Raw genomic sequence first — 26,567 nt, forward strand, 5'->3', positions numbered from 1 at the left:
GCTTTAGCGTGCAGTAACGGTTCGTTCGGTGGGTCGAAGGCGTACACTACCGGGCCGCTTCGGTCTGGCCTAAACCAGGTCCGGAACTTTCTCCCCGGCCGGGACCGCGGGAGCCGGAGCAGTCCGCTCCGGAAGGGCGAACCGTCGCAGGAAGAACTGCGACAGCGGGCCGATCGCCAGGGCGTAGAAGACGGTGCCCGCGCCCACCGAGCCGCCCAGCGCGAACCCCGTCGCCAGCACGACCACCTCGATGCACGTCCGCACCAGCCGCACCGAGCGGCCCGTGCGCCGGTGCAGCCCCGTCATCAGCCCGTCCCGCGGGCCCGGGCCGAACCGCGCCGAGATGTACAGCCCCGTCGCCACCGCGCACAGCACCACCGAGAAGCCCAGCAGCGGAATCCGCAGCCACAGCGACCGCGGATCGGGCACCACGCTCAGCGTCGCATCCATCGCCAGGCCGATGACCAGCACGTTCGAGACCGTCCCCAGGCCCGGCCGCTGCCGCAGCGGGATCCAGAGCAGCAGGACGAGCGCGCCGATCGCGATCGACGCCGCGCCGATCGAGATGCCCGTGTGGCGCGCGACGCCCTGGTTCAGCACGTCCCACGGCGCGAGCCCCAGCCCCGCCCGCAGCTGCAGCGCGCCGCTCACCCCGTACAGCGCGAGCCCGACGTAGAGCTGCAGCAGCCGGCGGGTGAGGGATGCCCCTCCCGACGGTCCCCCTGATGCGGACAACGGTTCCTCCTGACGGTCGGCGCGGCCCCGAAAGCACGCGCACAGCACACTGAGCGGCCACCCGCAGTGGTGCAAGTGGCCTGCCGCATGTCAGTCTGGAGAACAGGTGGACGGAAGATCCATGGCCAATCCCCGAAAGGTGGACCGATTCAGATGAGTCATTGGACCTCGTCGGTGGGTGCGCAGAAGCTCGCGCGCCTCCTCGGCTCGCAGCGGGACCGCGAGGCGCAGGGCGTCCGCGGCACGGTCACGCCCCTCGGCGGCCGCCGCGCCCCCGCCTACCGCTCGCTCGCCGACGGCATACGGCTCCTCGTCCTCGAAGGGCGCGTGCCCGTCGCCGCCCGGCTGCCCGCCGAGCGGGAGCTCGCCGCGGCCCTCTCCGTCAGCCGCACCACCGTCGCCGCCGCCTACGAGGCCCTGCGCAGCGAGGGCTTCCTCGAATCCCGGCGCGGCGCCGGCAGCTGGACCGCGGTCCCCGCGGGCAACCCGCTGCCCACCCGCGCCCTGGACCCGCTGCCCCCCGAGGCCGCCGGCTCCGTGATCGACCTCGGCTGCGCCGCCCTGCCCGCCCCCGAGCCCTGGCTCGGCCGCGCCGTCCAGGGCGCGCTGGAGGAGCTGCCGCCCTACGCGGCCACCCACGGCGACTACCCCGCCGGCCTGCCCGCCCTGCGCCAGGCCGTCGCCGACCGCTACACCGCCCGCGGCGTGCCCACCATGCCCGAGCAGATCATGATCACCACGGGGGCCATGGGCGCCGTCGCCGCCATCTGCCGGCTCTTCGCCGGCCGCGGCGAGCGGGTCGCCGTCGACTCGCCCTCGTACGCCAACGTCCTCCAGCTCATGCGTGAGGCCGGCGCCCGGCTGGTGCCCGTCGCCATGGGCGACGGCCTCGCCGGCTGGGACCTGCCGGCCTGGCGCCAGGTGCTGCGCGACGCCGCCCCCCGCATGGCCTACGTCATCGGCGACTTCCACAACCCCACCGGCGCCCTCGCCACCGAGGAGCAGCGCCGGCAGCTCGTCGAGGCGGCGCGCGCCGCGGGCACCCTGCTCGTCGCCGACGAGACCATGGCCGACCTCTGCCTGGAGCCCGGCCTGGAACTGCCGCGCCCCGTCTGCGCCTTCGACCCCGCCGGCAGCGCCGTCATCACGGTCGGCTCCGCCAGCAAGTCCTTCTGGGCCGGGCTGCGCATCGGCTGGGTGCGGGCCGCGCCCGACGTGATCCGCAGCCTCGTCGCCGCCCGCGCGTACGCCGACCTCGGCACGCCCGTCCTCGAACAGCTCGCCGTCACCTGGCTGATGACCACCGACGGCTGGGACGCCGCCGTCGGGATACGGCGGACGACGACGCGCGAGAGCCGCGACTCGCTCGTGGCGGCGGTCCGCCGCCACCTGCCCGACTGGGAGTTCACCGTGCCGCGCGGCGGACTCACGCTGTGGGTCCGCGCCGGCGGCCTGTCCGGCTCCCGCATCGCCGAGGCGGGCGAGCGGCTAGGGGTCCGCGTGCCGTCGGGCCCGCGCTTCGGCGTCGACGGCGCGTTCGAGGGCTACGTCCGCCTGCCGTTCACCGTCACGGGCGCGGTCGCGGAGGAAGCGGCGTCCCGCCTGGCGGAGGCGGCCCGCCTGGTGGCGAGCGGCGCGACGGCGGCGGTGGAGGCACCGCGCACGTTCGTGGCCTGAGGACGGTCCGGAGCGCGGGTGCCGCGGCGCTTTGTTCCCGCCGCGACGGCGAGCAACCAGCCGCGGCCTGTCCGGCGGTGCCGGGCCTGGCTGGTGCGGGTGTGGCACCGCCGGGCCGCGTTGCGGGGGGTTGCGCGCCGTGGCGGCGGAGTGGGAGGCGCGGGCCGGTTTGTGGTCACCGGGCCTGCGTCCCGCCGGGGTGGCGAGCAGCCAGCCGCGGCCTGTCCGGCGGTGCCGGGCCTGTTTGGTGTGTGTTCGGCACCGCGGGGCCGCGTCGCGGGGGGTTGCGCGCCGTGGCGGCGGAGTGGGAGGCGCAGGCCGGTTTACGGTCGCCGTGCCTGCGTCCCGCCGCGGCGGCGATCAGCCAGCTGCGGCCTGTCCGGCGGTGCCGGGCCTGGCTGGTGCGGGTGTGGCACCGCCGGGCCGCGTTGCGGGGGTTGCGCCGTCGCGGCGGAGTGGGGGTGCGCGGGCCGGTCTGCGGTCCGCGTGTCCTCGTCGCGGCGGAGCCGGGGTGAGCGGCCCGGTACACGGTCACCGCCGAGTGCGCGGCACCGCCGGGCCACGTCGCCGCGGCGGAGCCGGACCGGGGCGAGTGGCTACGCCGCTCCCGCCGGGAGGGGGTCGTCGTCGGGGCGGCCGCCGGACGGGAGGAGGGCCAGGACGGCCAGGCGTTCGTGGTCGGACGTTTCCTCGTCGTACGGGTCGGGCGTCGCCGGCACCTGCAGCCGGTGCACCGGGCCCGTGCCCAGGCGGGCGTAGCCGCGCCCCGGCGGTGCCTCCGGCGGGGGCGTGGTGCGCGGCGGGGCGCCGAGCACGGCCCGCACCTGCTCGTCGGTGACGGCGCCCAGCAGCACGCGGGCGCGGGTGAGCGCGAGCACCGGTTCCGCCAACTGGGCCGCCGCGTCGTCCAGGTGATCGCCCAGGACGACCGTGACGTTCGCGATCCGCCCGTGCCGCAGCGGCACCTGCAGCAGCACCTGGGGGTCGGCCCGGCCCTCGGCCGCGGCCAGGTGGCCGAGCGCGGTGGGCCGGTCGACGACGATCCACAGGGGGCGGCGGACGTCCTCGGGCGGCTGGTGGCCCTCCTGGCGCGCGCGGTTGGCCGTCATGAGCCGCCGTTCGGTCTCGTGGGAGGCCCATTCGAGGACGGCGAGGGCGCCGGCGGCCGAGGACTCGACGGCCAGGACGCCGTCCCGGCCGCGGAGGAAGGAGAACTCGCCTGACCCGCTGCCGTCGACGGCCACGACGTCGCCCTGGTGCAGGGCCTGGAGGGCGAGGGAGCGCAGCAGCGTGCTGGTGCCGGCGGCGGGCCGGCCGAGGACCAGCAGGTGCGGCTCCGTGGAGCGCGGGCCCGTGCGCCACAGCACGGGCGGCTCGTCACGGCGGTCGGTGCCGTCGAAGACGGGCAGGGTGCGGTGCACGGCGCCGGGGTCGGTGAAGCCGAGGACGGTCTCGCCGGGCGCGGTCACGAACCGCTGGGCGAAGATGTCGGCGGGCAGGGCGGGCAGCACGTGCACGTGGAGGCGGTTGGCCTCCGCGTCCCAGTCGAACCGGTACTCGCGCCCCCGCCCGGCCTTCATCTGGAGCAACTGCTCGATCCTGGCCCGGGCTTCCGGCTCGCCGTCGGTGAAGTAGGCCGGGTAGCGCAGCTCCAGGGAGACGAGCCGGCCCCCGTGGTCGAAGGAGTGGGCGGGGAAGGCCTCTTCCCAGTCGCCGTCGTGGGCGTAGAGCGGCGCCGGGTCCTCGGGGACGGACAGGTAGGGCACGAGGGCCTCGTAGAGCGCCTGGAGCCGCTCGCCCTCGCTCTCGCGGACCGTCTCGTACGCCGGGTCGCGGTCGCGCCCGGCCCAGGCCGCCAGCGTCATGAGGGCGATGCCGGCGAGCAGCGGCCCGTACGGCACGAGCATCACGATGGCCGTGCACGAACCCGCGAGCAGCAGCGTGGGGCCGCGGCGGTCGCCCGGTGTCCGCTGCCACCTGCGCCACGCCCCGGCGGCCAGGACGCGCAGGCCGCGCGCGATGACGCAGAGCGGGTGGAATATGTCGGCCGCGCCGTCGGCCGCCGTGCGCGCGAGCTCCTGCCCGCGGGCGACGGGCCGGCCGCCGGCCAGGGTGCGGGGGAGCTGTCGTGGGTCCACGTCGGTCTCCTCCTGCGGGGGTCGCGGCCGGGGCGCCGGTCGGTGCGGGGTCAGAACTTGAGGCCGCCCAGGAGCCCCGCGAGGCTGGCGCTGCCGGCCCTGATGCTGGGGGCGATGGCCGTGCTGGAGAGGTAGAAGCCGAAGAGGGCACAGACGATGGCGTGGCTGGCCTTCAGGCTGTCCTTGCGGAAGAACAGGAAGACGATGACACCGAACAGCACGACGCCGGAGATGGACAGGATCATGACGTTTCTCCTGAGTGGGTCGAGGGGTTCACCATGAGCGCCTCAGGACTCACGGAAAGTATTAATGCGAAAAAAAGACAGCGCAGTTCGATCAGTGGGGCCCTCGTCGTGATCGACGGAGGGGTGGTAAGAGCCCGCAAAAATGCAAACCGCCTGTCCGGGGCGGCGGGCCGCCCTCCCGCACCGGCGCCGACCGGCTGCGAGACTTCCCGCGCAGCTGTCCGGTGATTCACCCGAACGGGCGCGTCCGTGCCTGCCGGACAGCGCGCGGCGCCCGTACATAGGGTGGGGGTACACCGATATCGCGTGCACCCGTGCGCACTGACCGGAGGACCGCGGACCCATGACCGAGCAGACCCCCGAAGCCGAGCCCGCCCACGACCCCGAGGTGCTCCAGCTCGCGGCCAAGGTCTTCGACCTGGCGCGCCACGGCGACACCGACACGCTCGCCGCCTACGTGGACGCCGGCGTGCCGGCCAACCTCACCAACGACCGCGGCGACTCGCTGGTCATGCTGGCCGCCTACCACGGCCACCTCGACGCGGTCCTGGCCCTCCTGGAGCGCGGGGCGGACCCGAACCGGCCCAACGACCGCGGGCAGACGCCCCTCGCGGGCGCCGTCTTCAAGGGCGAGGACGAGATCGTCCGCACGCTCCTGGCGCACGGCGCGGACCCCTCGGCGGGAGCGCCGTCCGCGGTGGAGGCGGCGGGCGTGTTCGGGCGGCAGGACCTGCTGGAGCTCTTCCGGGGCGAGTGAGCCCGCGCGGGGCCGCCGTTGCCGTTCCGGCGGGGACCGTACCCGTCCGCGACGGCCGGTCCGGCACCGCCGGACCGGCCGTTCACGCCTTCCCGGCGGCCCGGCGCGGCCCCCGGGAAGCCCTGCGGTGAGCCGCCCCAACAGCCGCCTCTTAAAACCCTCCTGGCTCCGCTCGCTATCAACTCCCCGTGCCCCTCAACACCTGCCGCGCCGCCGCCCTCGTGCTGGCCGCCACCCTTCCGTGCCTCACCCTCGCCGGGCCCGCGCACGCCGCGGCCGGGCCCGCGCAAGCGGTGCGCGTGCACGGCCGGTCCGTCGACATCCCCGTGCGCGGCACCGCCGCCGTCGACACCGCCACCCTTCGCGTCACCGCCCGCACGGCCACGGGCGGCACCGTGGAGCTCTCCGCGCCGTCCGCGACCGCCCCCGGCGCCGTCACTGGACTTCCGCACGCTGACCGGCGACCGCGGCGTCCAGCGCACCGCCTTCGGCGACGGCACCCTCACCGTCACCGCCAACTTCGGCACGAAGGCGTACGAGGACCTGCCCGGCGGCTGCCTCGACGCGAAGCTCAAGGGTGACGACAAGCCGCGGCGGCCCTGTCCCTCCACGGTGAACGTCAACCCGTAGCGCCCAGTGCCAGCACGGCATCCACCGTGTCGGCCTCCTCCGCCCGCTTGTCCTTCCGGTACCGGACCACGCGCGCGAACCGCAGCGTCACCCCCGCCGGGTACCGGGAGGACCGCTGCAGGCCGTCGAAGGCGACCTCCACCACCAGCTCCGGCCGCACCGTCACCACGAAGCCGTCGTCGCTCACGGCCAGTTCCCGCAGCCGCTCCGTCTGCCACGCCAGCATCGCGTCCGTCATGCCCTTGAACGTCTTGCCGAGCATCGCGAACGAGCCGTCCGGCCGCCGCGCGCCCAGGTGCAGGTTCGAGAGCTTGCCCGTGCGCCGCCCGTGCCCCCACTCGGCCGCCAGCACCACCAGGTCCAGCGTGTGCACCGGCTTCACCTTCAGCCACGCGGAGCCCCGCCGCCCCGCCGTGTAGGGCGCGTCCAGCGCCTTGACCACCACGCCCTCGTGGCCGCGCCGCAGCACCGCCTCCGCGAAGTCCCGTGCCGCGGCGCGGGCTGCGGCCTCCGCCGGGTCCGCGACCACCAGGCGCCGCACCCGCAGCGGCCCGGGCACCACCCGCGCCAGCTCCGCGTGGCGCCCGGCCGCGTCCACCGCCAGCAGGTCGCGGCCGTCCACGGCCAGCAGGTCGAAGAAGACCGGCGACAGCGGCACCGTCACCGCCGCCCCGGCCACGTCCAGCCGCGAGCCGACCCGGCCCGCGGTCTCCTGGAACGGGCGCGGCCGGCCCTCCGCGTCCAGCGCGATCACCTCGCCGTCGAGCACGGCGGACGACACCGGCAGCTCCCGTGCCGCGCGGCAGAGCTCGGGAAGCCGCTCGGTGATCTCCTCCAGCCGGCGCGTCCAGATCCGTACGGAACCGCCGTCGCGGTGCACCTGGACGCGGATGCCGTCGAGCTTCTCCTCGACGGCGCACGGCCCGAGCCGGTCCAGCGCCTCGTCGACGTCCTTGGCGGTGTGCGCCAGCATCGGCAGCACCGGGCGACCGACCTCCAGCCGGAAGTCCGCGAGCGCCGCCGGGCCCCGCGCCAGCAGCTCCCGGGCGACCGCGCCGAGCGAGCCGCCCAGCATCACGGCCCGCCGCACCTCGGCGGGGTCCGCGCCGGCGGCGGCCGCGAGCCCCTCGGCCGCAGCCGCGTCCAGGGCTCCCTGGCGCAGCTCCCCGCCGAGCAGGCCCCGCAGGAAGCGCTGTTCCTCCGCGGTGGCCGCGGACATCAGCGCGTCCACCAGGCGGCGCCGCTCGGCCTGCGCGCCCTTGCCGGCGACGGCGGCCAGGGCGTCGACCGCCCGGTCCACCTCCGCGACGGTCAGCACGGGGACGGCCGCGGGCGCGGGGGCGTCGCGCAGCGCGCTCCAGCCGATGCCGACCCTGCCCTGCGGCAGCCGCCCCGACAGGTACGTCAGGGCGACCGGCGCCTCGTGCGGGTCCGCGCCGCGGAAGAGGCCGGCCAGCAGGGCGGTCTTCCCCGACCGCGCGGGTGTCGCGGCCATCTCGGCGGACACGCGGGCGACATCGGCGAGGAGCATGCCTTCATCGTGCTACGGGCGCACCCGGCGCGCAGTCCGGCTCAGCCCTGCTGCTGCTTCTCCCAGAACGCGCAGTGGTGGGCGGCACCGAAGCCGACCGGCCGGATGCCGTCCGCTCCCGGCGCGAGGGACTGCGCGAGCGGGGCCCTCTCCCGGAAGAGCGGCCAGCGCGGGGCGCCGGGCGCGTTCGGGTCGCCGGTGCGCGCGAAGCGCGTCCAGTAGTCGATCATGCGGTCCGACAGTGCGACCTGGGCCTCGTTCAGCGGCTTCTGGAGCGGGAAGCCGGTGAACAGGTAGGCCAGTTCGAAGGCGTGCGAGGCGCCGTAGGGGAAGCCGGGCACGGTGGCGATCCCGTCCATGACGGGCGCGTCACGGTCGGCGAACTCGTAGGCGTACGTGGGCACGCGCCCGGCCATCGCCTTGTCCGCCCGGAACGCCGAGCACACGAACGTGGTGTCGGTGAGCACCGCGGACCAGGCCAGTGCGGGCGTGGGGTACTTGCCCAGCGGGTACTCCGCCTCGACGGCGCCCGCCGCCGCGCCGAAGGACTCCGTCAGCCGGGCCCGGTAGTCGTGCTCGTCCCGCAGCGGGTACTGGCCCAGGCTGAGCCCCACGAACAGCCGCATCTCGTCACTGGTCGTGCCCTGGACCACCGGCACCCGGTGGAAGCGGCCGGCCGCCAGCGCGCGGGCCGGTGCCACCGGCAGCAGGGCGTTGCCGTAGGCGGGCTTGCCGAACGCCTGCGACAACTCGGGCGTGATCAGCTTCTCCGCGCTCAGCCCGCGCAGGCAGTCCAGCGCCCCGGGCCCCGCCGGGCAGCCGAGCCGTGCGGCCGCCGCGGCACCCGCGTCCTGGACGGTCTTCTGCGGCTCGAAGAACCCGGAGCCGGGCGTGCCCGGAACGATGGCGCCGCGGGGGAACGCCGTGGTGCACGAGCCGCTCTGGAGCACGGCCTTGTGGAAGAGGCCGGCGGCGGTGGGCGAGGTGAGCTGCGCGCAGGTGCTCATGGCGCCCGCCGATTCGCCGAACAGGGTCACGTTGCGCGGGTCGCCGCCGAAGCGGGCGGCGTTGGCCTGCACCCAGCGCAGGGCCGCCTGCTGGTCGGCGAGGCCGAAGGCGGGCGCGTCGCCGAGCTCCGGGTGGCCGAAGAAACCGAGGGCGCCCAGCCGGTAGTTGAGCGTGACGACGACGGCGTCGCCGCGCGCGGCCATCCGCCCGGCGTTGTACTCGCCGCCGGAGCCGCTGGTGAACCCGCCGCCGTGCACCCACACCATGACGGGCCGGCCCCGGCCCGGGGCACGGCCGGTCGGCGTGGTGACGTTGAGGTACAGGCAGTCCTCGGAGCCGGTGACGGACCCGGTGCCGAACACCGGCAGCTGCAGGCACTTCGGGCCCGGCGCGCCCGCGTCCCGCACGCCCTCCCAGGGGCGTGCGGGCTGCGGCGCGCGCCACCGCAGCGGGCCGGTCGGCGGCGCGGCGTACGGGATGCCCTCGTACGTGGTGTACGTGCCGTGCGATCTGCCGCGCACCTGGCCGTGGTCGGTGCCCACGACGGGCCCGTCCGGCGTGCGGGTCCGCGGCCCCGGCGGCGCCGCGGCGGCCACGGAGGTGACGGACAACAGCGCGAGGAGGAGGGCGAGCAGAGCCCCGCCTCTGCGGTACGGGATCCGGACATGCTGCATTGCGTATGTCCTTTCGGCAGGCGGGCACGCGGTCGGCCCGGGCACCGGGGTAGGTACCCATCCCGGCCCGGAGGTATCTCCGCACCGCACCATCACCGCGCGTCACGTCATGGCCGGGGCCCGATGACCTCCGTTCCCTCGGTGACGGTGATGGCCGCCGCGGGGCACGAGTCCGCCGCGTCCAGCAGCGCCTCGTCGGGCCCCGCCGCCTCTCTCAGCGGCCGGGACCGCTCGTCCTCCAGCCGGAACGACTCCGGGGCGAGGGCCGCGCAGATCCCCGAGCCGAGGCACGCGCTCCGGTCCACCGTCACCCGCCACGCCGCCGCGTCCGCCGCCGCTCCCGCCGCCGCGTCCGCCACGGGGCTCACCACGCCACCGGCATCGAGCGCGGCCCGCGGACCAGCATCCCCGTCTTCCAGACGACGTCACCGGCCGGGCGGAGCCCCGGCAGCCGCAGGACCAGTGCCCGCAGCGCCTCCTGCAGCTCCAGCCGGGCCAGCGGCGCACCGAGGCAGTGGTGCACGCCGTGGCCGAAACCGAGGTGCTGGTTGCCCGTGCGGCCGATGTCGAAGTTCTCCGGGTCCGCGAACCGCTCGGGGTCCCGGTTGGCCGCGCCGACGGCCACCAGCAGCGCGTCGCCCTTGCGCACCGTCGTCCCGCCCACCTCGACGTCCTCCAGGGCGTAGCGGGCGAACGACGCGCCCGCGCCCAGCGGGACGAAGCGCATCAGCTCCTCGACGGCGGCCGGCAGCAGGCCCGGGTCGGTGTGCAGCCGCCGCAGCTCGCCGGGGTGGCCGAAGAGGGTGAGCACGAAGTTGGGGACCTGGGTCGCGGTGGTCTCGTGGCCGGCGACGAGGATGCCCACGCACAGGTCGATCAGCTCCAGCTCGGAGAGCCGGTCGTCCACGTCGCGCGCCTCGATCAGCGCCGTCATCAGGTCGTCGGCCGGGTGCGCGCGGTGCTCCTCGACGAGCCCGGCCATGTAGGCCCGCAGCTCGTCCCGGTTGGCCGTCTTCTCCTCGGCGGTGAGCGAACTCGTCGTCAGCGCGGCGTCGCTCCACCTGCGGAACCGCGGCCGGTCCTCCACCGGCACCCCGAGCAGCCGGCAGATCACCGCCACGGGGATGGGCAGCGCGTAGTCCTCGACCAGGTCGGCGGGCGGGCCCGCCGCCACCATCGCGTCCACCAGGCCCTCGGCGAGCGCGCGCACGTCCGGGCGCAGCTTCTCGACCCGCGGCGTGGTGAACGCCTTGGTGACCAGCGTGCGCAGCCGGGTGTGGTCGGGCGGGTCCATGCTCAGCAGGCCGGTGTCGCGCGGCCCCTCGCCGCGCCGCGGCTCGTCGTGGTGGACGCCCTCGGCGCGGCTGAACCTCCGGTCGCCGAGGACGAGCCGGGCGTCGGCGTAGCGGGTGACGAGCCAGGCGGGCTCGCCGTACTCCATGCGGACGCGCAGCAGGCCCTCGCTGCTGCGCGCTTCCGCGTACTTGCCGGACAGGTCCAGTCCGGCGGGGTCGTTGAAGGGATAGGCGGTGGGCTCGTCGTGGGCGATGGACATCCGGGCGCCTCTTTCCTGCCTTTTCCTGCCTGGTCTTCCTGCGATTCCCTGGCTCCCCCGCACCATCGCGGCCCGCGGCCGCGGTGACCCCTCAAGCCTCCGCAAAAATGGGTGCCTCAGTCAACAAGGCGTCACCCGGCCGGTCCCGCCGCGCGGGCCCGGCCCGCGCTGTCGCTGATCCGTATCAGCAGTGCCACCATCAGCCAGTTGGCGACGAGCGAGGAGCCGCTCTTGGCGAGGAACGGCAGCGCCTTGCCGGTCAGCGGTATCAGGCCCAGCACGCCGCCCGCCACGACGAAGACCTGCAGGGCCAGGGCCGCCGAGAGCCCCACCGCCAGCAGCTTCCCGAACGGGTCGCGCAGGGCCACGGCCGTGCTCAGGCCCCGCTGCGCCAGCAGCGCGTAGAGCATCAGCACGACCATCGTGCCGGCCAGGCCCAGCTCCTCGCCGACCGTGGTGAGGATGAAGTCGCTGCGGCCGGCGAAGCCGATCAGATCGGGATGGCCCTGGCCGAGGCCCGTGCCGGTCACCCCGCCGCTGCCGAAGCCGAACAGCGCCTTCGCGAGCTGGTCCGAGCCGGCGTTCTGACTGTGCAGCGCGGCGAACGGGTGCTGCCAGGCGTCGATGCGGCCCTTGACGTGCGGCTCGGCCGAGCCCACCACGACGGCGCCCGCCGCCGCCATCAGCACCCCGCACAGCACCCAGCTGAACCGCTCGGTGGCCACGTACAGCATCACCACGAACAGCCCGAAGAAGATGAGCGAGGTGCCCAGGTCGCGCTCGAAGACGAGCACCAGCAGGCTCAGCACCCACACCGTCAGGATCGGCGCGAGCTGCCGGCCCGGCGGCAGCCGCACCCCCAGCACCTTGCGGCCCGTGAGGGCCAGCGCGTCCCGGTGGATCACCAGGTAGCCCGCGAAGAACACCGCGATCATGGTCTTGACGAACTCGCCCGGCTGGAACGACAGCGAGCCGATGAAGATCCACCGCTTGGCGCCGTAGGTGTCGCCGGGGAAGAACGCCGGGGCCATCAGCAGCACCAGCGCCACGGCCATCGTCAGGAAGATGTAGCGCTGGAGCCTGCGGTGGTCCTGCAGGACGATCAGCACGCCCACGCACAGGCCCACGCCGATGACCGTCCACATCAGCTGGCCCGAGGCCGTCGGATCCGACGAGTAGCGCGCGCTGTAGGAGAAGTCCAGCCGGTACAGCAGCACCAGGCCGATGCCCGACAGCAGCACGGCCAGCGGAAGGATCAGCGGGTCGGCGTACGGGGCCCAGCGGCGCGCGGCCAGGTGCGGCACCAGCGCGAGGCACAGCATGGCGCCCGTGAACCCGGCGAAGCCGTCCGGGATCCGGTCCACCGTCGCAAGGCCCGTGTACACGTAGCCGAAGCAGCTGATCAGCACGGCCAGGCCGAGCAGCAGCGCCTCGCGTCCCCGCCGTGCCGCCGCCGACGGGCCCCGCGCCCGTACGCGGTGCTCGTCACTGCCGTCGAGGTGCACGGAATCCACGGTCACACCGATCACTATCGGCGGCCCGGGCTGAAGAAAACCTGAGAATCCTGAACGAACTTTCAGGAATCGGGCATTCCGCTCGGTGCGGGGCCCGCCGGCCCGCCCGGCGCGGAGCCCGGCACCGGGAACCGCGCCACCAGCCGCGCCCCTTCCCCGCCCGGCGCCACCTCCAGGCTCCCGCCGTGGGCGCGCGCGATCTCCCGGGCGATCGCCAGGCCCAGCCCGCTCCCGCCGCTCTCCCGGGTGCGCGCCGCATCCAGCCGCACGAACCGCTCGAAGACCCGCTCGCGCTCCTCCTCCGGGATCCCCGGCCCGTCGTCGGCCACCTCCAGCACCGCCTGCCCCGCCGCCTCGTCCAGCGACGCGGAGATCACCACGCGGGAGGCGGCGTGCCGCAGCGCGTTGTCGACCAGGTTCGCCAGCAGGCGCTCCAGCTGGCCCGTCCGGCCGCGCAACGGCACCGGGGTGCCGGCGCGCACGCTCACCGGCACCCGGGCCGCCGGCCTGCGGGCCGCCTCCTCGGCCGCCAGCAGCGCGAGGTCCGCCGGCTCCGCGGCGGCCATCGGCGCCCGCGCGTCGAACCGGGCCAGGAGCAGCAGGTCCGCCGCCACGCCCTGCAGCCGGACGGTGTCCTCCAGCGCCGCGCGGACGGCCTGCGGCGACGGCCCGCCGGGCGAGGCCAGCGCGACCTCCAGCCGGGAGCGCACCGCGGCCACCGGGTTGCGCAGCTCGTGCGAGGCGTCCGCGACGAACTGCCGCTGCCGGCCGACCGCGAGCTCCAGCCGGTCCAGCGTGGCGTTGACCGTACGGGCCAGCTGGGCCACCTCGTCGCCCGCCGCCGGCACCGGCACCCGCCGGTCCAGCGCGCTCGCCGTGACGGCGGCCAGCTCCGTGCGGATCGTGGTCACCGGCCGCAGGGCCAGCCCCGTCACCGCCCACGCGATGGCCGCGGCCAGGGCGATCAGCGGCGGCGCGCCCGCGAGGAGCCCGACCGCGACGGCGTGCGTGGCGCCGTCGACGTCGTTCAGGACGGTCAGCGCGTACACGTACCGCTCGTGCCGCTCCCCGCCCGGCCCCGGCGGCGCCGAGGCCCGCACCGCCACCACGTCGGCGCGGTCCGGATCGTGCGCCCGGCCGCGGTCGCCGCCCGCCGCCCGGGCCCCGGACAGGATGCGGTGGGCGGCGTCCGAGCCGGCCTCCGGACGGATCGGCGCCAGCTCCTCGGCGAGGGCCTCCGCGGACGGCCGGGGGGGGGCGCCGCCCCCGCCCGCCGCGGGCCCGCCCCGGGGGGGGGCCGGCGGGGGCGGGGGGCCGGCCCCCCCCCCCCCGCCCGCCCGCGTCCAGGACGAGCACGATGTCGACGCCCGCGCGCGGCGAGGCCAGCAGCGCGGGCAGCTCCCCGGCGTCCGCCTGCGCCGCCACCTCGCGGGCGGCCAGCTCGGTGCGGCCGGTCGTGGTGTCCAGCAGGTTGGCGCGCAGCACCGTGTACAGCCAGGTGCCGCCCACGCCGAGGACCACGGCCATCGCCAGGGCCGCCGCTGCCGCGCACCGGCCCCGTACCGTACGGGGCGGCCGCACCCCGCGCGGCAGGGCCGGCGGCAGGGTCACGCGCATCCGTCGCCCGGGTCGATGCGGTAGCCGGTGCCGTGCACGGTCACGATCGTGCGCCGGCCGAACGGCGCGTCGATCTTCCTGCGCAGCGAGGAGACGTAGACCTCGACGATGTTCGGGTCCGTGTCGCCGGGGAAGTCCCAGACCTCGTCCAGGATGTCCCGCTTGGCGACCGCCTGCCCGGCGTTCGTCATCAGGTACCGCAGGACCGACAGTTCGCGCGCGGTCAGCTCGATCTCCTGTCCGCCGCGCAGGCAGCGGCGCGCCGCGGGATCCAGTACGAGGTCCCCGGCGCGCAGCGGGAGCGCCGCCCCGGGGCCGCGGCGGCGGCCCAGCGCGCGCAGCCGGGCGAGCAGCACGACGAAGGAGAACGGCTTCGACAGGTAGTCGTCCGCCCCCGCGTCCAGGCCCTCCGCCTCGTCGTACTCGCCGTCCTTGGCGGTGAGCATCAGCACCGGCGTCCACTGGCCGAGCCCGCGCAGCCGCCGGCAGATCTCGTAGCCGCTCAGCCCCGGCAGCATCACGTCCAGGACGATCACGTCGTACACGCCGGTGAGCGCCGCCGTGAGGCCGCGGTGGCCGTCGTGGACGGCGTCCACCAGATGGCCCTCGGCGGCCAGGCCGTGCCGCAGCGAGTCGGCCAGCCCGGCCTCGTCCTCCACTATCAGAATGCGCACGCCCCAAGCGTCACATATGCCACCAGAAGCACTTGCGGCGCGCCCTTCCGGGCTCGCGCGTGATGTCCCGCACACTCGGAGAAAGGGCCGTAACCGCCTGATGACCGCCGGGTTGACCCGGGGGAGAGCACGCAGAACGCACCCCGCCACAGGACGGAGCAGTGGTACATCCATGAGCAAACGCCAGAAGGGCCGCAGGCACCGCAGGGTCAACCGCACACCGCGCCCGGTCGGCGCGGCCCGCCCCCGCGCCATGGCGGCGGCCGTGCAGGCGGCCGTCGCGCCCATGGCCGCGCAGCCGGCCGGGTCGGCCGCCCCGGCGGCGCCGGCCGCTCCGGCAGCGCCCGTCGCGCCCGCGGCCCGGCAGCGGCCCCTGGAGCAGGAGACGCGGCCCGCGGCCTCCGCCGCCGAGCTCGGCCGGCACGCCGCGCGCACCTGGGAGAGCCTGCGGACGTGCGGCGCCGCCGGAGCCTCCCTGGAAGAGCTGTGCGCGGCCGCCGGCTACCAGCCGCGCACCGTCACGAAGCACGTCCAGGGCCTCGCGGACCAGGGCCTGGCCGAGCTCCGCGACGAACGCTGGTACGCCCGCGAGGCGCTCGCCGCGCGCTGAGGCTTCGCCGGGCCGCCCCGGCGTCGGCACCGCCGGGCTCCACCGTGGCGGTTGCTCGCCGCGACGGCGGAGGGGAGGGCGTGGGGCGCTCTCTCACTCCGCCGCAGCGGCGACGGTGCTCACATGCCTGCGACAGTGCAAGAACCCCCGCCGCGACGGCGCGCGACCACGACGGTGAGGGTCCGGCGGAATCCGGGCGGCGGCCCGGTCGCCGACGGCTCCCGTCCGCCCGCTCACGGCCGGCCCGGCAGGGCTACCGCCACCGGGGCCGGGACGGTCCGCCCGGCGGGCTGAAGCCGTCGTCCTCCAAGCGGCGGTCCAGGGCCGCCAGAACCACCTCGTGCCGGGCCAGGGCCTCGGCCGCGCGTTCCAAAGACCGCGCGGCCGTCTCGGCCCGGTCCGCATGGGCGATCATCCGCTTGCGCAGCGCGGCGCCCTCCGCCCCCAGCGACGCCACCTCCTCGGCGCTCGACCGCAGCCGGGCCGCCTGCTCCCGCAGCGAGCAGGCCTGCGCCCGGACGGGCTGCGACCAAGGCGCGTGCTCCGCGCCGGCGCCCATCACCGGATCCCCCCGGGCCGCAGCATCCGCCAGGGCGCGAACGCGTTGCGCACCCCTTGCAGCGCCGGGGCCAGCTCCGGGTGGTGGCGCAGGAGCACGTCGGTCATGCCGGTGCGGTCGATCCACTCCATGCCCTCGGGCGTGTAGATCTCCGGGCGGTAGTCCCGGGTGAAGAAGCGGTCGCTCTTCAGCCGCCGGGAGGCCATCAGGACGAAGAGCCGGAACGCCGTGTCGCTGAACGCGAACCCCCGCGGCCGCCGCTCGGCGTACATGCCGACCATGGTGTCGACGCGGTCCAGCCGACCGTCGTAGACCTCGCGCAGCTCGGCGGCGAGCCCCACGTCACCGCCGGTCAGCTCCTCGAAGCCGGAGACGGGCGGGCGGTGCAGCGCGGCCCGGAAGGCGGTGTAGCGGGGCACGCCCCGCTCGCGGTCGCGCAGCACGTCCACCGCGCCGACGTCGACGTGCTCGCCGGAGATCCGGAGGAGGTCGCGCAGGCAGTCGGGGTGGTTGTGCAGGGTGATGTCGCCGGGGTTCATGATGCCGAAGGAGTACAGCAGGTCGGAGAGGCCGAACTTGTCGACGGCCGGCCGGGTGGCCAGGGCCTGCAGGTCGTCGAAGCCGGTCCGCTCGACGAGCGCGCCCGTGCGGTGCGAGTGGACGGCGTACTCGTCGCGGATCAGGGGGTGCAGCCGGTACGCGGCGACGAACTCCTCCGTCATCGAGTACGGCGCGGTGTGGTGGTCGGTGGGGGAGCCGGGGATGCCGAACAGCGTCTCGCCGGTGCCGAACCGGCCGACGCGGCGCCGCACCCGCGCGGGCAGGACCCCGTACCAGTTCATGTGCATGGCCGCCCGCGTGACCGGATGGGCGATGATCCCCGGGGTCCACTCGACCGTGTGGATCTTGGCCATGACGGCGGCGTTCACCAGCCGGGCCGTCTGGAAGAGCCGTTCGTCGCCCCAGGTGGGGTGGGCGGCGGCGATCCGGTCGCAGATGGCGTTGTGCTCCTTGGCGAAGAGCGTGTGCAGCAGGGACAGCCCGACCCAGTAGTTGTCGTTGAATCCGGTGAGGTCGATGCCGGACACCCCCGGCGCGGTCTCGTCGGGCAGCCGCCCGTCCGTGAGGGCGAGCTTCCCGCGCTCGCCCGTGCGCAGGGCCCGGCACCGCTCCTCGCTCGACCCGTAGAGCTGGGAGCCGTCCCACCAGTGGCTGACGGTGTTCTCGTACGTGGGCGGCCGGGTGGTGTCCGTGCGGGGGACGGGGTCGGGGCGGGAGCGGCGCACGAGCATCGGGCACTGCGGCCAGTCGTCGTCCGCGGTGAGCGGCACGTCGAGCGGCTGGTCGGTCTTGTTGTCGCCGTGGCTGAACCAGCCGTGGTTCTGGAACTGGATCCAGGCCGCGGCCAGCAGGTTGAGCCCGGTCGCCGGGCGGAAGCCGGAGCGGCGGCGCAGCAGCTGCCGGCTGACCTCGCGGGGGCTGGGTGAGAGCAGCCCGTCGTCCTCGGGCTCGGGGTGGGTCTCCGGCAGAGGGCAGTTGCGGTCGAAGCGGGTGCCCGCGCGGCCCATGTCGGCGTCCCCCGGGTCGTAGCCGGAGCCGTCGTAGCTGCGGTGGGGGAGGAGGTCGGCGACGGGCGTGCGGGGGCGCTCCCCGCCGGCCCCGTAGGTGTCGTACAGGTTGTGCGCCCGCAGCGCTTGCCGCTGTCTTCTGAGCTCCAGCAGCGCGAGGGGGAAGGGGAGGTCGTGCCACTCGCGGCGGCGCGGTACCGGCGTCATCGACAGGTCTCCGTGAGGGTTGCAGAGGGTGTGCGCAGAGGTGGGTGCGGAAGGGGTCACGGGCGTTCGGGCGTACCGGCCCGGCCGCCGGGGAGGCGGTGGACGACGGTCTTCCCGGCCCGGCCCCGGTAGGGGGCGAGCAGCTCGTCCACCCGGTCGCGGGCCTCGGTGGCGGTCTTGTCGAGGCTCTGGGCGTACGCCTCCGCGCCGAGGCACCGCGGGACGTCGTAGGAGGGATCCGTCCAGGCGAGCTCCAGCCGGCCCGGGGGCAGGACCGGGGCCGGGCCGCAGCCCTCCAGACGGGGCATCAGGTCGTGCTCCTCGGCCAGCCCGGCGACGCGGGCGCGGGGAGCGGGCAGCCGCCCGGAGCCGGTGGGGGACCCGGCCGTGACGACGAGCTCGACGGCCCGGCCGGTCCGCCCCGGGCCGCCGGCCAGGTGCAGGGCCGTCACCCCGCCCAGGCCGTGGCCGACGAGCGCGACCGGCATCCCGTCGGGCACCGTCCGGCGGAGGGCGTCGCGGACGGCCAGGGTGTACGGGGAGCCGCCGCGGCCGAGTGCGGCGACGGCCGCCACCAGCCCCTCGGGGGAGGCGGTGCGCGGCGGGACGAACTTCGGGCCGGGCAGGAGCACCAGGCACCGGGTGGTGCCGTCCGGGCCCGTGACCTGCTGGGTGAGCATCCTGCCGGGGCCCAGGGCCGCCAGGTTGCGCAGGTGGGCGGAGATGCCGCCGCCGTCGTCCAGGCCGTCCGGGAACGCGATCTCCGGCGGCTCCGCGAAGAGACGGGCGCCGCGGGAGCGGGGGACGGACGGGAGGGTGCTCGCCGCCCGCGTGCCCGTGACGGTGTGCCAGGCCGCCGCGTCGTTGAACGGATTGCCGTCGGTCAGGGCGTGCCACGCCGTCACCTCCTCCCAGGACGGGGCGAGCGCGGCCAGGGCGTGCCCGGCGCTGCGGACGCGGACGTCCTCCCTGAGGATGCGCAGGGCCAGGGCGGGAAGGCCCGCCTCGACGGCCACGAGCATGCGCCGGACAGCGCTCTCGGCCCCGTACTCGGCGTGCCGGGTCGCGCACAGCCGGATCCGCAGCCGCAGCGCGGTGGCCGCGAGGTCGGTGGCGAGGCTCCCGCGGCGGGCCGCCACGCCGGCGATCCGGGCGGCGCGCCCGGCCCGCCCGCCGTCCGGGGCGTGGCCGAGCCCGGCGGGGTCGGTGAGGCCGCGGGCCAGGGCGCCCGCGGCCAGCAGGCCGCGGCGGGGCGAGCGGCCGAGCGAGGCGAGCAGCGCGGGGTCGCTCGCGACGGCCGTGACCGCCCGTCCCGCCGCACGGACCGCCCCGGCGGCCCCGGCCAGCTCGCGGGCCACGGCGGCGAGCCGCTCCGCGGCCGCCGCGTCCTCCGGGCCGGTTCCCGTGGTGCCCCGGGGTCCCGGGGTGCTTGCGGCCGTCATGCGCCCTCCTCCGGCGTGCGGGACTGCGTGACCCGGGCTTCCGCCGTGCCGGCTTCCGTCGTCCGGGGGGCGCGGATCCCGATCCGCAGCCGCGAGGTGTCGAAGGTGTGCGGGAGCGGCCGGCCGGGGCCGAGCCGGACCCCGGCGACGGCGAGCTCGCCGCCGCGCAGCAGCTCGGCGACGAACCCGGTGGCCAGCTGCAGGGCGAGCTCCATGCCGCTGCACTGGGCTTCGCCGCGGCTGAACGGGGCGACCGCCCAGTCGCGCTCCGCGGTGCCGTCCAGCCACTTCTCGGGCGCGAACCGGTGTGCGTAGTCGAGGCGTTCGCCGTCGCGGGCGTGGAAGGCGGCCGGCACGAGGACGTTGACCCCGCCCGGCGCGACCGCGTCCCGCCAGCGGGTCTCGCCCGTGGTCCGGCGCGCGAGGCCGGTGACCGGGGGCCACAGCCGGGCCGCCTCCTGCACGCAGGCGCGCAGGTAGGGCATGCCGAGGAAGCCGGGGACCGTGCGGGGGCCGTGGGTGCGGTCCGCCGCGCGGATCTCCTCCATGACGCGCTCGTGGTGGCGCGGGTGCGTGGCGAGCAGCGCGAGCGTCTGCACCGTCACCGCGGTCAGCGCGCCGAGGGCCATGAACCAGTGGCTGACCTGGCACTCCGGAGCGGTCTCGGGGCCCCGGGGCGCGGCGGCGAACAGACCGGCCAGGCTGCGCGGATCCGCTTCGTACAGATATCTCGCCTGCCGCTGCATCATTCTGCGGCGCAGCCGGCGGGTGCGGCCGGCGCGCCAGCGGCGGGCGCCCATCCAGTTGGCCTCGGCGAGGAGTTCGCCGAGCAGCCGGGAGAACTCCTCGTCGTCGGCGGCCGCTTCGCCCAGGAAGCAGCGCCGGCCCACGCGCTCCAAGCCCTCCCGCAGGGCCTCCGGGCGCAGCCCGGCCACGGCCCCGGGGCCCAGCAGGGCGGCGGCCTCCTCGCCGGTGACGCGCAGGAAGCGGTCGGCGAGCCGGTGCACCGGGCAACCGGCGTCCAGGACCGCGTCGTTGAACAGCCGGCGCACGATCCGCTGCCGGCCGTGCGAGGCCACGAGGGTCTCGGGCTGGACGGGGGCGAACCCGCTCACCTTCTCCCAGGTGTCGACCGCGTAGACCGCGACCGGGCCGGACAGCACCTGCCGGGCGTCGTCGGCGTCGAGCACGAGCAGGGTGGGGCCGGCGGCGCCGCGCACCATGACGGGGCCGCGGCCGTGCCGCCGCCGCAGCCGGCGCATGGTCTCCGGGGCGCGGCGGGCGGTGTCCGCCCGTGCGACGAGCGCGGCGATCCGGGGCCGGGACCGGAACACGCCTTTGAGGTAGTTGGGGAGGAAGTAGGTGAGGGTGAGCCGGAGGTTCTCTCCCGCGGATGCGGCGGGCAGTGCCGTCCCCCGGCCCGTGCCGACCCCGGGCGCGATCGTCATGCGTCGGACCTCGTGAGGTTGAAGTGATCAGTGAGAGGGGAGCATTGCCACTTCAGGTCCGGTGGAGTCATCGGGTAGGAAGATCACCCGAGTTTTCATCCCTGAGGGTGAAAGCGGTGATTGCCGTTGCCGTTGCCGGCCGTCCCGGTCGGACGGTCACGGCAACAGCAACGGCGGGCGTGGGAACAGCGAGAACCGCGGAACGGCGAGATTCGGACTTTTTCGGGACGGGTGGCGGTCAGCGTCGTGACCTCGCCATCCCCATGCGTGCCAGGGCGAGGGCCACCAGGCATGCCACCGCTCCGGTGATGACATTGCTGACGACCGCGGCCGTGATGAACGCGTGACCGGAGACGACCCAGGGCGAAATGATCGTCCAGGCGCCGAGGCAGAGGGCCGCCCAGCTCATCGCGTGGGTGCGCTCGTAGGCGGGGCCGAAACCACCGACCAGGCAAGCGAAGGCTGCACCCACGATCACATTGTGGATGGCAAGAGTGGAAGCGCCGCTGAAGCCCACAATCCACGGCGAGGCGGCCAGGTAGACGCCGCAGAGGAGGGCGAGCGCCTCGACGGCCTGGGCGACGGGGGTGCTCGTCGCCGCTTCGGAGTGGGCGCGGAGCGCCAGGATGTCCGGGTGCTGGTCTATCCGGGGCGACGTAGGGGCGGTCACGTCGGCCACCTTCTTTCCGTGTCAGGTCTGACCTGCCTGCATTTTAACCTGATTGGACGGATTTTCACCTGAATGGAGGTCGTCATATCTGGCGATTTCCCCTGTGTTGGGGCCCGGTTTCATCCCGTCACCCTGGGGGAACCCGGGCAGTCGGTTTCCGGGGGCAGGCGAAGGCTCGGCACTACGAGGAGGCGGCCGTGGAACAGCTCAAGGGACAGGGCGAGCGGATGCAGCACCGGGGCGAGGCCCGGGAGGAGACCGCACGGGCCCGCCGTCCGGTCCAGAGTGAGACGCCGGACCGGACCGGCGAGGACCCCGATGCCGAGTCGCACATCATCCGCGGCCTCGACTGACCCCGGGACCGCCCGCCGACCGGCCCCGGGGCCGGTCGGCGACTGACCCGGGGCCGGTCGCGGCCGGGACGCGCGGCGGCCTCAGCCCCGTACGGGCCCGAACCCCCCCGGCGTACCGGGCACGGCCTGGGCCGCGGCGGCCAGTTCCGCCTCGGGGACGACGCCCACGACCGGGTAGCCGCCGGTCGTCGGGTGGTCGGCGAGGAAGACGACGGGGCGGCCGTCCGGGGGGACTTGGACGGCTCCCAGGGCCATGCCCTCGCTCGGGAGCTCGCCGTCCGCGGCGCGCTCCAGGGCCGGTCCCTCGGTCCGCAGGCCGATCCGGTTGCTCGCGGCCGCCACGCGGAAGGCGCGGCGGGCCAGCGTGTGCAGCGCGGCGGGCGTGAACCAGTCGTCGCGCGGGCCGAGGACGACCGGGAGCACCAGCTCGCCGACGGGCGGGCCCGCCCACGGCACGGCGTCGGCGTGCGCGGGCGGCCCGCAGGGCGCACCGAGCGGCAGGACCGCACCCGCGGCGAGGGGCTCGGGTCCGAGGCCCGACAACAGGTCGCGGGAGCGGCTGCCGAGGACGGGCGGTACGGCGAGACCGCCCGCGAACGCCACGTAACTGCGCAGCCCGGAGGCGGCCCGGCCCACGTCGAGCACGGCGCCCGCCGGCACCCGCACCGCGGCGCCCCACGCCACGGGGCGGCCGTCGACCCGCACCGGGCAGGGCGCGCCGGTCACCGCGACGGTCACGGCCGCCGAGGCGCGCACGGCGCAGCCGTCGACGGTGGTCTCCAGCGCGGCGTGGCCCGCGGGGTTGCCGGCGAGGCGGTTGGCGAGCGCGTGCGCGGGCCGGTCCAGGGCGCCGGAGCGGCCGACGCCCAGGTGCGCGTGGCCGGGCCGGCCGAGGTCCTGCACGGTCGTCAGGGCGCCGGGCCGGACGACGGTCAGGGCGGGCGCGCCGCTGCCCGCTCCGGTCGCCCGGCCGTCCGTTTCGGACACGCGGTCGTCCGATCCGGGCGCTCGGCCGTCCGCTTCGGACGTACGGCCGCCCGTTCCGGGCGCTCGGCTGTCCGGTCCGGATCCGGTCATGAGCTCACCTCGAAACGTACGCGGGTGCCGGGGGCCAGCAGCGCCGCCGGTTCCCGTCCCGCGTCCCACAGGACCGCGTCCGTGCGTCCGATGAGCTGCCAGCCGCCGGGGGAGGAGCGGGGGTAGACGCCGGTGTACGGGCCGGCCAGGCCGACCGCGCCGGCGGGCACCGCGGTGCGGGGCGTGGCCCGGCGCGGCACGTGCAGGTGAGCCGGGAGGCCGGTCAGATAGCCGAAGCCGGGGGCGAAGCCGCAGAAGGCGACGCGGAATTCGAGACCGGAGTGGATCGCTGCCACCTCGTCCGCGGCGACCCCCCACAGGGCGGCCACCTCGGCGAGGTCGGCCCCGTCGTAGCGGACGGGGAGGACGACGGGATCGCCGTCGGCGGCCGTGAGCGGCGGGAGGTCCCAGTGCGCGATGTCGGCGGCGAGGGCCTGCGGGTCGGCCAGGCCGTCGAGGAGGACGGTGCGCGCCGCGGGCACGATCTCGGTCACCGCCGGCAGGGTCCCGGCGGCCCGGCGGCGCAGCAGTTCGGTGTGGAGCGCCTGGGCCTCCTCGCCGCCGGCGACCTCGACGAGCAGGGCGTGCGGGCCGACGCGCAGGGCACGGGCGCGGGGCGTGGTCATGCGAAGGCCTCCAGGCGGACGCCCGCGGCCTCCAGCGCGGCGCGCACCCGCCGGGCGAGGTCCGCGGCACCGGGCGTGTCCCCGTGGAGGCACAGGGAGCGGGCCCGTACGGCGACCTCCTCGCCCGTCAGGGCGGTGACGGCGGCATCCCGGGCCATCCGTACGGAGCGGGCGATGACGGCATCCGGGTCGGGGACGACCGCGCCGGGGGTCCGGCGCGGCACGAGCGTGCCCGCGGCCGTGTACGCGCGGTCGGCGAACGCCTCGCCGACCACCGGCAGTCCGGCCTGCGCGGCGGCCTCGTGCAGCCGCGAGCCCGGCAGGCCCAGGACGGGCAGGGCCCCGCCCGCGCGCACCACTCCGGCGACGACGGCCGCGGCCTGCTCGGCGTCGGCGACCGTGCGGTTGTAGAGCGCGCCGTGCGGCTTGACGTAGGTGACGTCCGTGCCGGCCGCCCGCGCGAAGACGCGCAGCGCGCCGACCTGATAGGTGATCTCGTCGGCGAGCTCGTCCGGGGGCACGTCCATGGCGCGCCGCCCGAAGCCGGCCAGGTCGCGGTAGGAGACCTGGGCGCCGATGCGCACGCCGCGCTCGGCGGCCCGCTCGCAGACCTGCCGCATGGTGGAGGGGTCGCCGGCGTGGAAGCCGCACGCGACGTTCGCGCTGGTCACGACCGACAGCAGGGCGTCGTCGTCGGTCAGGGGCCAGCGCCCGAAACCCTCCCCGAGATCGGCGTTGAGGTCGAGCACGGCGGTGCCGTGGGCGATCATGCGTTCTCCTCTTCCCGCTCCCGCAGGGCGCCCAGTATGAGCTCCAGGGCGTCGTCCAGATAAGTGGTCAGCTCGCGCTCCGCCGTCGCGTAGTCGCCGTCCTCCAGGAGCCTCGCGAGGGCGCGGTTGCGCGCCAGGAACGGCTCGTGGAAGCGGTGCGCCGAGGGCATCGCGTGGAAGGCCAGGCGCAGTTCGGCCAGCAGCCGGTCCATCGCGGCGTCGATGCGCGGGCTGCCGGACAGGGCGGCGAGCGCCCGGTGGAAGCGCAGGTCGGCCGAGCCGACCTCCTGCCAGTCGCCCCCGGAGGCGGCGCGCTCGGCCTCGTCCACCGCCGCGGTCACGGCCTCGCGCAGCGGCCGTCCGGCCCCGGCCGCGGCCCGGACGCCGGCGCACTCCAGTGCGGCGCGCACGCGGTAGATGTCGGTGACGTCGGCGGGGTCGACGACGCGGACGAAGACCCCGCGGTTGAGCCGGTGCACGACGAGGCTCTCGTGGATCAGCAGGCGGAACGCCTCGCGCAGCGTGTTGCGCGAGACCCCGAGGTCCCGGCCGAGGGCCTCTTCCGAGAGCCGGGTGCCGGGCGGCAGGGCGCCGCCCTCGATGCGGTCGCGGAGCACGCCCGCGACGCGCTGTGCGGTGGACAAGGTCATCGGCATCCCCAAGTACTTGTTGATCGCCCACACCTATTGAGAATTGTTGAACAATATCTTAGCCTCCTCGCCAATCCCCTCACCCGATCGGGTGAGGGCCGTCCGGGACCCCGGAAGGCGGAGCGCATGATCGTTCTCCTGGGCGTCGTCGTGGTCGTGCTCGGCTTCGCCACGAGACGCAACCCTCTGCTGGTGGTCGGCGCCGCCGGCATCGTCACGGGCCTCCTCGGCGGCCTCTCCCCCCAGCGCGTCCTGGCCGCCTTCGGCACCGGGTTCGCCTCCAGCCGCTCGGTGACGATCTTCGTGATCACGCTGCCCGTCATCGGCCTGCTCGAACACCACGGCCTCCAGGAACAGGCCCGCCGCCTGATCACCCGCTTCGCCGGGCTCACCGCGGGCCGCTTCCTCGCGCTCTACCTCCTGCTGCGCCAGATCGCCGCCGCCGTCGGCCTCAACAACGTCTTCGGGCACGCCCAGACCGTCCGGCCGCTCGCCGCGCCCATGGCCGAGGGTGCCGCCGAGCGCCGCCACGGGCCGCTGGGCGAGAAGGCCCGCGAGAAGGTGCGCTCCTTCGCGGCGAGCGCGGACAACGTCGGGCTGTTCTTCGGCGAGGACGTCTTCCTGGCCGTCGGCTCGATCCTGCTGATCACCGGCTTCGTCAACACCACCTACCACACGCACCTCGAACCGCTGCAGCTCGCGCTCTGGGCGATCCCCACGGCCCTGTGCGCGCTCGCCGTCCACGGCTGGCGGCTGCTGCGGCTCGACCGTCAGCTGTCCGGGGCGGCCCCCCGGGCCGGCCGCACCGCCGAACTCGGGGAGACCGTCAAGTGATCAAGGCGGAGTGGTTCTACTGGCTCGTCGGCGGCATCTTCCTGGTGATGGCCGCGCAGATGCTCACCGACCGCACCAACCCCAAGCGCGTCGGCACCGCCGCCTTCTGGGGCCTGCTCGGGCTCGGCTTCGTCTACGGCACCTGGGTCGCCGACAAGTCCGCCCCGGCCGAGCCGCTCGGCGCGGCCGTCCTCGTCATGGTCTGCCTCGCGGGCTTCGGCTTCACCGGCCGCGGCAAGGGCACCGCCGCCACGCCCGGGCAGCGGGAGGCGCGCGCGGCGCGGTGGGGGAGCCGCCTGTTCGTCCCCGCCCTCACCATCCCCGTCGTCGCCCTCGTCTGCGCGGTCGGCGTCAAGAAGCTCTCCATGGACGGCGAACCCGTCCTCCAGAAGGGCAGCGAGACCATCCTCGGCCTGGGCATCGGGGCCGTCGTCGCCCTCGTCGTGGGCATGGTGATGCTGCGCGAGAAGCGGCTTTCGACCCCCGTGCACGCCGGGCGGTCCATGCTGGAGTCGATGGGCTGGGCCATGCTGCTGCCCCAGCTCCTCGCCACGCTCGGCTCCCTCTTCTCCGTCGCCGGCGTCGGCGACCAGGTCCGCCGGATCACCACCGCCGTGCTGCCCGACGGCTCCCTCTTCCTCGCCGTCGTCGTCTACTGCGCCGGCATGTTCCTCTTCACCGTCGTCATGGGGAACGGCTTCGCCGCCTTCCCCGTCATGACCGCCGCCGTCGGCTGGCCCGTCCTCGTCGTCCAGGAGGGCGGCAACGCCCCGGCCGTCCTCGCCGTCGGCATGCTCGCCGGCTTCTGCGGCACGCTCGTGACGCCCATGGCCGCCAACTACAACATCGTCCCGGCCGCGCTCCTCGAACTGAAGGACCAGTACGGGCCCATCAAGGCCCAGCTGCCCACAGCCGTCGCCCTGCTCGGCTGCAACATCGCCATCATGTACTTCTTCGCCGTCTGACGGCCGGGAAGGGAACACGGCCGGGACGCACGG

Annotated in this window: 25 protein-coding genes and 1 pseudogene; 7 read left to right on the top strand and 19 right to left on the bottom strand. The window is 75.6% G+C overall.

Features of this window, described 5'->3' with window-relative positions; translation table 11 throughout:
- Nucleotides 1–69: 69 nt before the first annotated feature.
- The gene (locus ACOTKD_RS32400) at nucleotides 70–735 is read right to left on the bottom strand and encodes a YczE/YyaS/YitT family protein (protein ID WP_424892558.1); all 666 of its coding nucleotides are present in this window, start codon (nucleotides 733–735) and stop codon (nucleotides 70–72) included.
- A 153-nt stretch (nucleotides 736–888) separates the two neighbouring features.
- Between ACOTKD_RS32400 and ACOTKD_RS32405 the strand changes: the two genes are divergently transcribed.
- Nucleotides 889–2,412, top strand: coding sequence for a PLP-dependent aminotransferase family protein (locus ACOTKD_RS32405; protein ID WP_424892559.1), 1,524 nt, complete (start codon nucleotides 889–891; stop codon nucleotides 2,410–2,412).
- 596 nt (nucleotides 2,413–3,008) lie between these two features.
- On the opposite strand, the gene ACOTKD_RS32410 is transcribed toward ACOTKD_RS32405, so the two are convergent.
- The gene (locus ACOTKD_RS32410) at nucleotides 3,009–4,550 is read right to left on the bottom strand and encodes a hypothetical protein (RefSeq protein WP_424892560.1); all 1,542 of its coding nucleotides are present in this window, start codon (nucleotides 4,548–4,550) and stop codon (nucleotides 3,009–3,011) included.
- 50 nt (nucleotides 4,551–4,600) lie between these two features.
- Nucleotides 4,601–4,795, bottom strand: coding sequence for a hypothetical protein (locus ACOTKD_RS32415; RefSeq protein ID WP_030365431.1), 195 nt, complete (start codon nucleotides 4,793–4,795; stop codon nucleotides 4,601–4,603).
- A gap of 343 nt (nucleotides 4,796–5,138) precedes the next feature.
- On the opposite strand from ACOTKD_RS32415, the gene ACOTKD_RS32420 reads away from it, so the two are divergent.
- Nucleotides 5,139–5,552: an ankyrin repeat domain-containing protein gene (locus ACOTKD_RS32420; RefSeq protein ID WP_424892561.1), complete on the top strand. Its 414-nt coding sequence runs from the start codon at nucleotides 5,139–5,141 to the stop codon at nucleotides 5,550–5,552.
- A gap of 444 nt (nucleotides 5,553–5,996) precedes the next feature.
- A pseudogene (locus ACOTKD_RS32425) lies at nucleotides 5,997–6,182 on the top strand (hypothetical protein); the annotation flags it as partial.
- Here the strand turns inward: ACOTKD_RS32425 and ACOTKD_RS32430 are convergent.
- The 7 genes from ACOTKD_RS32430 to ACOTKD_RS32460 all read right to left on the bottom strand — a co-directional run bounded on the left by ACOTKD_RS32430 (nucleotide 6,172) and on the right by ACOTKD_RS32460 (nucleotide 14,755).
- On the bottom strand, nucleotides 6,172–7,713 hold the full coding sequence (locus ACOTKD_RS32430) for an ATP-dependent DNA ligase (protein ID WP_424892562.1): 1,542 nt from the start codon (nucleotides 7,711–7,713) through the stop codon (nucleotides 6,172–6,174). The pseudogene ACOTKD_RS32425 and the gene ACOTKD_RS32430 sit on opposite strands and share 11 nt — an antisense overlap.
- A gap of 41 nt (nucleotides 7,714–7,754) precedes the next feature.
- Complete coding sequence (locus tag ACOTKD_RS32435; protein ID WP_424892563.1) at nucleotides 7,755–9,395, bottom strand: carboxylesterase/lipase family protein; 1,641 nt, start codon at nucleotides 9,393–9,395, stop codon at nucleotides 7,755–7,757.
- 107 nt (nucleotides 9,396–9,502) lie between these two features.
- Complete coding sequence (locus ACOTKD_RS32440) at nucleotides 9,503–9,766, bottom strand: ferredoxin (protein WP_424892564.1); 264 nt, start codon at nucleotides 9,764–9,766, stop codon at nucleotides 9,503–9,505.
- The gene (locus ACOTKD_RS32445; protein WP_424892565.1) at nucleotides 9,760–10,950 is read right to left on the bottom strand and encodes a cytochrome P450; all 1,191 of its coding nucleotides are present in this window, start codon (nucleotides 10,948–10,950) and stop codon (nucleotides 9,760–9,762) included. Before ACOTKD_RS32445 ends, ACOTKD_RS32440 begins: the two co-directional genes overlap by 7 nt.
- A 131-nt stretch (nucleotides 10,951–11,081) precedes the next feature.
- Nucleotides 11,082–12,464, bottom strand: coding sequence for an FtsW/RodA/SpoVE family cell cycle protein (locus tag ACOTKD_RS32450; protein ID WP_424892609.1), 1,383 nt, complete (start codon nucleotides 12,462–12,464; stop codon nucleotides 11,082–11,084).
- A gap of 62 nt (nucleotides 12,465–12,526) precedes the next feature.
- Complete coding sequence (locus ACOTKD_RS32455; protein WP_424892566.1) at nucleotides 12,527–13,573, bottom strand: sensor histidine kinase; 1,047 nt, start codon at nucleotides 13,571–13,573, stop codon at nucleotides 12,527–12,529.
- A 498-nt stretch (nucleotides 13,574–14,071) separates the two neighbouring features.
- A complete protein-coding gene (locus tag ACOTKD_RS32460; RefSeq protein WP_424892567.1) occupies nucleotides 14,072–14,755 on the bottom strand; it encodes a response regulator transcription factor in 684 nt (227 codons plus the stop codon).
- A gap of 172 nt (nucleotides 14,756–14,927) precedes the next feature.
- On the opposite strand from ACOTKD_RS32460, the gene ACOTKD_RS32465 reads away from it, so the two are divergent.
- Nucleotides 14,928–15,365: a hypothetical protein gene (locus tag ACOTKD_RS32465; protein ID WP_424892568.1), complete on the top strand. Its 438-nt coding sequence runs from the start codon at nucleotides 14,928–14,930 to the stop codon at nucleotides 15,363–15,365.
- Nucleotides 15,366–15,618: 253 nt separating this feature from the next.
- Here the strand turns inward: ACOTKD_RS32465 and ACOTKD_RS32470 are convergent, their stop codons facing one another.
- From ACOTKD_RS32470 to ACOTKD_RS32490, 5 genes are all read right to left on the bottom strand, one after another.
- Entirely contained in the window at nucleotides 15,619–15,924 is a 306-nt protein-coding gene (locus ACOTKD_RS32470; RefSeq protein WP_424892569.1) for a hypothetical protein, read from the bottom strand.
- Nucleotides 15,924–17,699 (bottom strand): peroxidase family protein, encoded by a 1,776-nt coding sequence (locus ACOTKD_RS32475; RefSeq protein ID WP_424892570.1) that lies wholly within the window; start codon nucleotides 17,697–17,699, stop codon nucleotides 15,924–15,926. The genes ACOTKD_RS32470 and ACOTKD_RS32475 overlap by 1 nt, the downstream gene beginning before the upstream one ends.
- 56 nt (nucleotides 17,700–17,755) lie before the next feature.
- The gene (locus ACOTKD_RS32480) at nucleotides 17,756–19,141 is read right to left on the bottom strand and encodes a hypothetical protein (RefSeq protein WP_424892571.1); all 1,386 of its coding nucleotides are present in this window, start codon (nucleotides 19,139–19,141) and stop codon (nucleotides 17,756–17,758) included.
- A complete protein-coding gene (locus ACOTKD_RS32485) occupies nucleotides 19,138–20,589 on the bottom strand; it encodes a cytochrome P450 (RefSeq protein WP_424892572.1) in 1,452 nt (483 codons plus the stop codon). Before ACOTKD_RS32485 ends, ACOTKD_RS32480 begins: the two co-directional genes overlap by 4 nt.
- Nucleotides 20,590–20,827: 238 nt before the next feature.
- Nucleotides 20,828–21,259 carry an SPW repeat protein gene (locus ACOTKD_RS32490; RefSeq protein ID WP_424892573.1) on the bottom strand — a complete coding sequence of 144 codons (432 nt, stop codon included), beginning with the start codon at nucleotides 21,257–21,259 and terminating at the stop codon, nucleotides 20,828–20,830.
- A 197-nt stretch (nucleotides 21,260–21,456) separates the two neighbouring features.
- Between ACOTKD_RS32490 and ACOTKD_RS32495 the strand changes: the two genes are divergently transcribed.
- Nucleotides 21,457–21,612, top strand: a complete 156-nt coding sequence (locus ACOTKD_RS32495) for a hypothetical protein (protein ID WP_424892574.1) — start codon at nucleotides 21,457–21,459, stop codon at nucleotides 21,610–21,612.
- Between the two features lie 81 nt (nucleotides 21,613–21,693).
- On the opposite strand, the gene ACOTKD_RS32500 is transcribed toward ACOTKD_RS32495, so the two are convergent.
- The 4 genes from ACOTKD_RS32500 to ACOTKD_RS32515 all read right to left on the bottom strand — a co-directional run bounded on the left by ACOTKD_RS32500 (nucleotide 21,694) and on the right by ACOTKD_RS32515 (nucleotide 24,735).
- The gene (locus ACOTKD_RS32500) at nucleotides 21,694–22,599 is read right to left on the bottom strand and encodes a biotin-dependent carboxyltransferase family protein (protein ID WP_424892575.1); all 906 of its coding nucleotides are present in this window, start codon (nucleotides 22,597–22,599) and stop codon (nucleotides 21,694–21,696) included.
- Between the two features lie 86 nt (nucleotides 22,600–22,685).
- On the bottom strand, nucleotides 22,686–23,315 hold the full coding sequence (locus ACOTKD_RS32505; RefSeq protein WP_424892576.1) for a 5-oxoprolinase subunit B family protein: 630 nt from the start codon (nucleotides 23,313–23,315) through the stop codon (nucleotides 22,686–22,688).
- A complete protein-coding gene (locus ACOTKD_RS32510) occupies nucleotides 23,312–24,085 on the bottom strand; it encodes a LamB/YcsF family protein (protein WP_424892577.1) in 774 nt (257 codons plus the stop codon). Before ACOTKD_RS32510 ends, ACOTKD_RS32505 begins: the two co-directional genes overlap by 4 nt.
- A complete protein-coding gene (locus ACOTKD_RS32515; RefSeq protein ID WP_424892578.1) occupies nucleotides 24,082–24,735 on the bottom strand; it encodes a GntR family transcriptional regulator in 654 nt (217 codons plus the stop codon). Before ACOTKD_RS32515 ends, ACOTKD_RS32510 begins: the two co-directional genes overlap by 4 nt.
- Before the next feature lie 126 nt (nucleotides 24,736–24,861).
- Between ACOTKD_RS32515 and ACOTKD_RS32520 the strand changes: the two genes are divergently transcribed.
- Complete coding sequence (locus ACOTKD_RS32520) at nucleotides 24,862–25,569, top strand: DUF969 domain-containing protein (protein ID WP_424892579.1); 708 nt, start codon at nucleotides 24,862–24,864, stop codon at nucleotides 25,567–25,569.
- Nucleotides 25,566–26,534 (top strand): DUF979 domain-containing protein, encoded by a 969-nt coding sequence (locus ACOTKD_RS32525; RefSeq protein WP_424892580.1) that lies wholly within the window; start codon nucleotides 25,566–25,568, stop codon nucleotides 26,532–26,534. Before ACOTKD_RS32520 ends, ACOTKD_RS32525 begins: the two co-directional genes overlap by 4 nt.
- The last annotated feature ends 33 nt before the right edge of the window (nucleotides 26,535–26,567 follow it).

This window comes from Streptomyces sp. XH2 (genome assembly GCF_049725035.1).
GTDB classification, from domain to species: domain Bacteria; phylum Actinomycetota; class Actinomycetes; order Streptomycetales; family Streptomycetaceae; genus Streptomyces; species Streptomyces roseoverticillatus.

Excerpts from the sequence above, each read along its gene's own strand:
- ACOTKD_RS32505 (WP_424892576.1), bottom strand. The coding sequence starts at position 23,315 with ATGACCACGCCCCGCGCCCGTGCCCTGCGCGTCGGCCCGCACGCCCTG.
- ACOTKD_RS32510 (WP_424892577.1), bottom strand. The coding sequence starts at position 24,085 with ATGATCGCCCACGGCACCGCCGTGCTCGACCTCAACGCCGATCTCGGG.
- ACOTKD_RS32420 (WP_424892561.1), top strand. The coding sequence starts at position 5,139 with ATGACCGAGCAGACCCCCGAAGCCGAGCCCGCCCACGACCCCGAGGTG.
- ACOTKD_RS32465 (WP_424892568.1), top strand. The coding sequence starts at position 14,928 with ATGAGCAAACGCCAGAAGGGCCGCAGGCACCGCAGGGTCAACCGCACA.
- ACOTKD_RS32480 (WP_424892571.1), bottom strand. The coding sequence starts at position 19,141 with ATGACGGCCGCAAGCACCCCGGGACCCCGGGGCACCACGGGAACCGGC.
- ACOTKD_RS32485 (WP_424892572.1), bottom strand. The coding sequence starts at position 20,589 with ATGACGATCGCGCCCGGGGTCGGCACGGGCCGGGGGACGGCACTGCCC.
- ACOTKD_RS32470 (WP_424892569.1), bottom strand. The coding sequence starts at position 15,924 with ATGGGCGCCGGCGCGGAGCACGCGCCTTGGTCGCAGCCCGTCCGGGCG.
- ACOTKD_RS32435 (WP_424892563.1), bottom strand. The coding sequence starts at position 9,395 with ATGCAGCATGTCCGGATCCCGTACCGCAGAGGCGGGGCTCTGCTCGCC.
- ACOTKD_RS32475 (WP_424892570.1), bottom strand. The coding sequence starts at position 17,699 with ATGACGCCGGTACCGCGCCGCCGCGAGTGGCACGACCTCCCCTTCCCC.
- ACOTKD_RS32405 (WP_424892559.1), top strand. The coding sequence starts at position 889 with ATGAGTCATTGGACCTCGTCGGTGGGTGCGCAGAAGCTCGCGCGCCTC.
- ACOTKD_RS32515 (WP_424892578.1), bottom strand. The coding sequence starts at position 24,735 with ATGACCTTGTCCACCGCACAGCGCGTCGCGGGCGTGCTCCGCGACCGC.
- ACOTKD_RS32445 (WP_424892565.1), bottom strand. The coding sequence starts at position 10,950 with ATGTCCATCGCCCACGACGAGCCCACCGCCTATCCCTTCAACGACCCC.
- ACOTKD_RS32415 (WP_030365431.1), bottom strand. The coding sequence starts at position 4,795 with ATGATCCTGTCCATCTCCGGCGTCGTGCTGTTCGGTGTCATCGTCTTC.
- ACOTKD_RS32430 (WP_424892562.1), bottom strand. The coding sequence starts at position 7,713 with ATGCTCCTCGCCGATGTCGCCCGCGTGTCCGCCGAGATGGCCGCGACA.
- ACOTKD_RS32520 (WP_424892579.1), top strand. The coding sequence starts at position 24,862 with ATGATCGTTCTCCTGGGCGTCGTCGTGGTCGTGCTCGGCTTCGCCACG.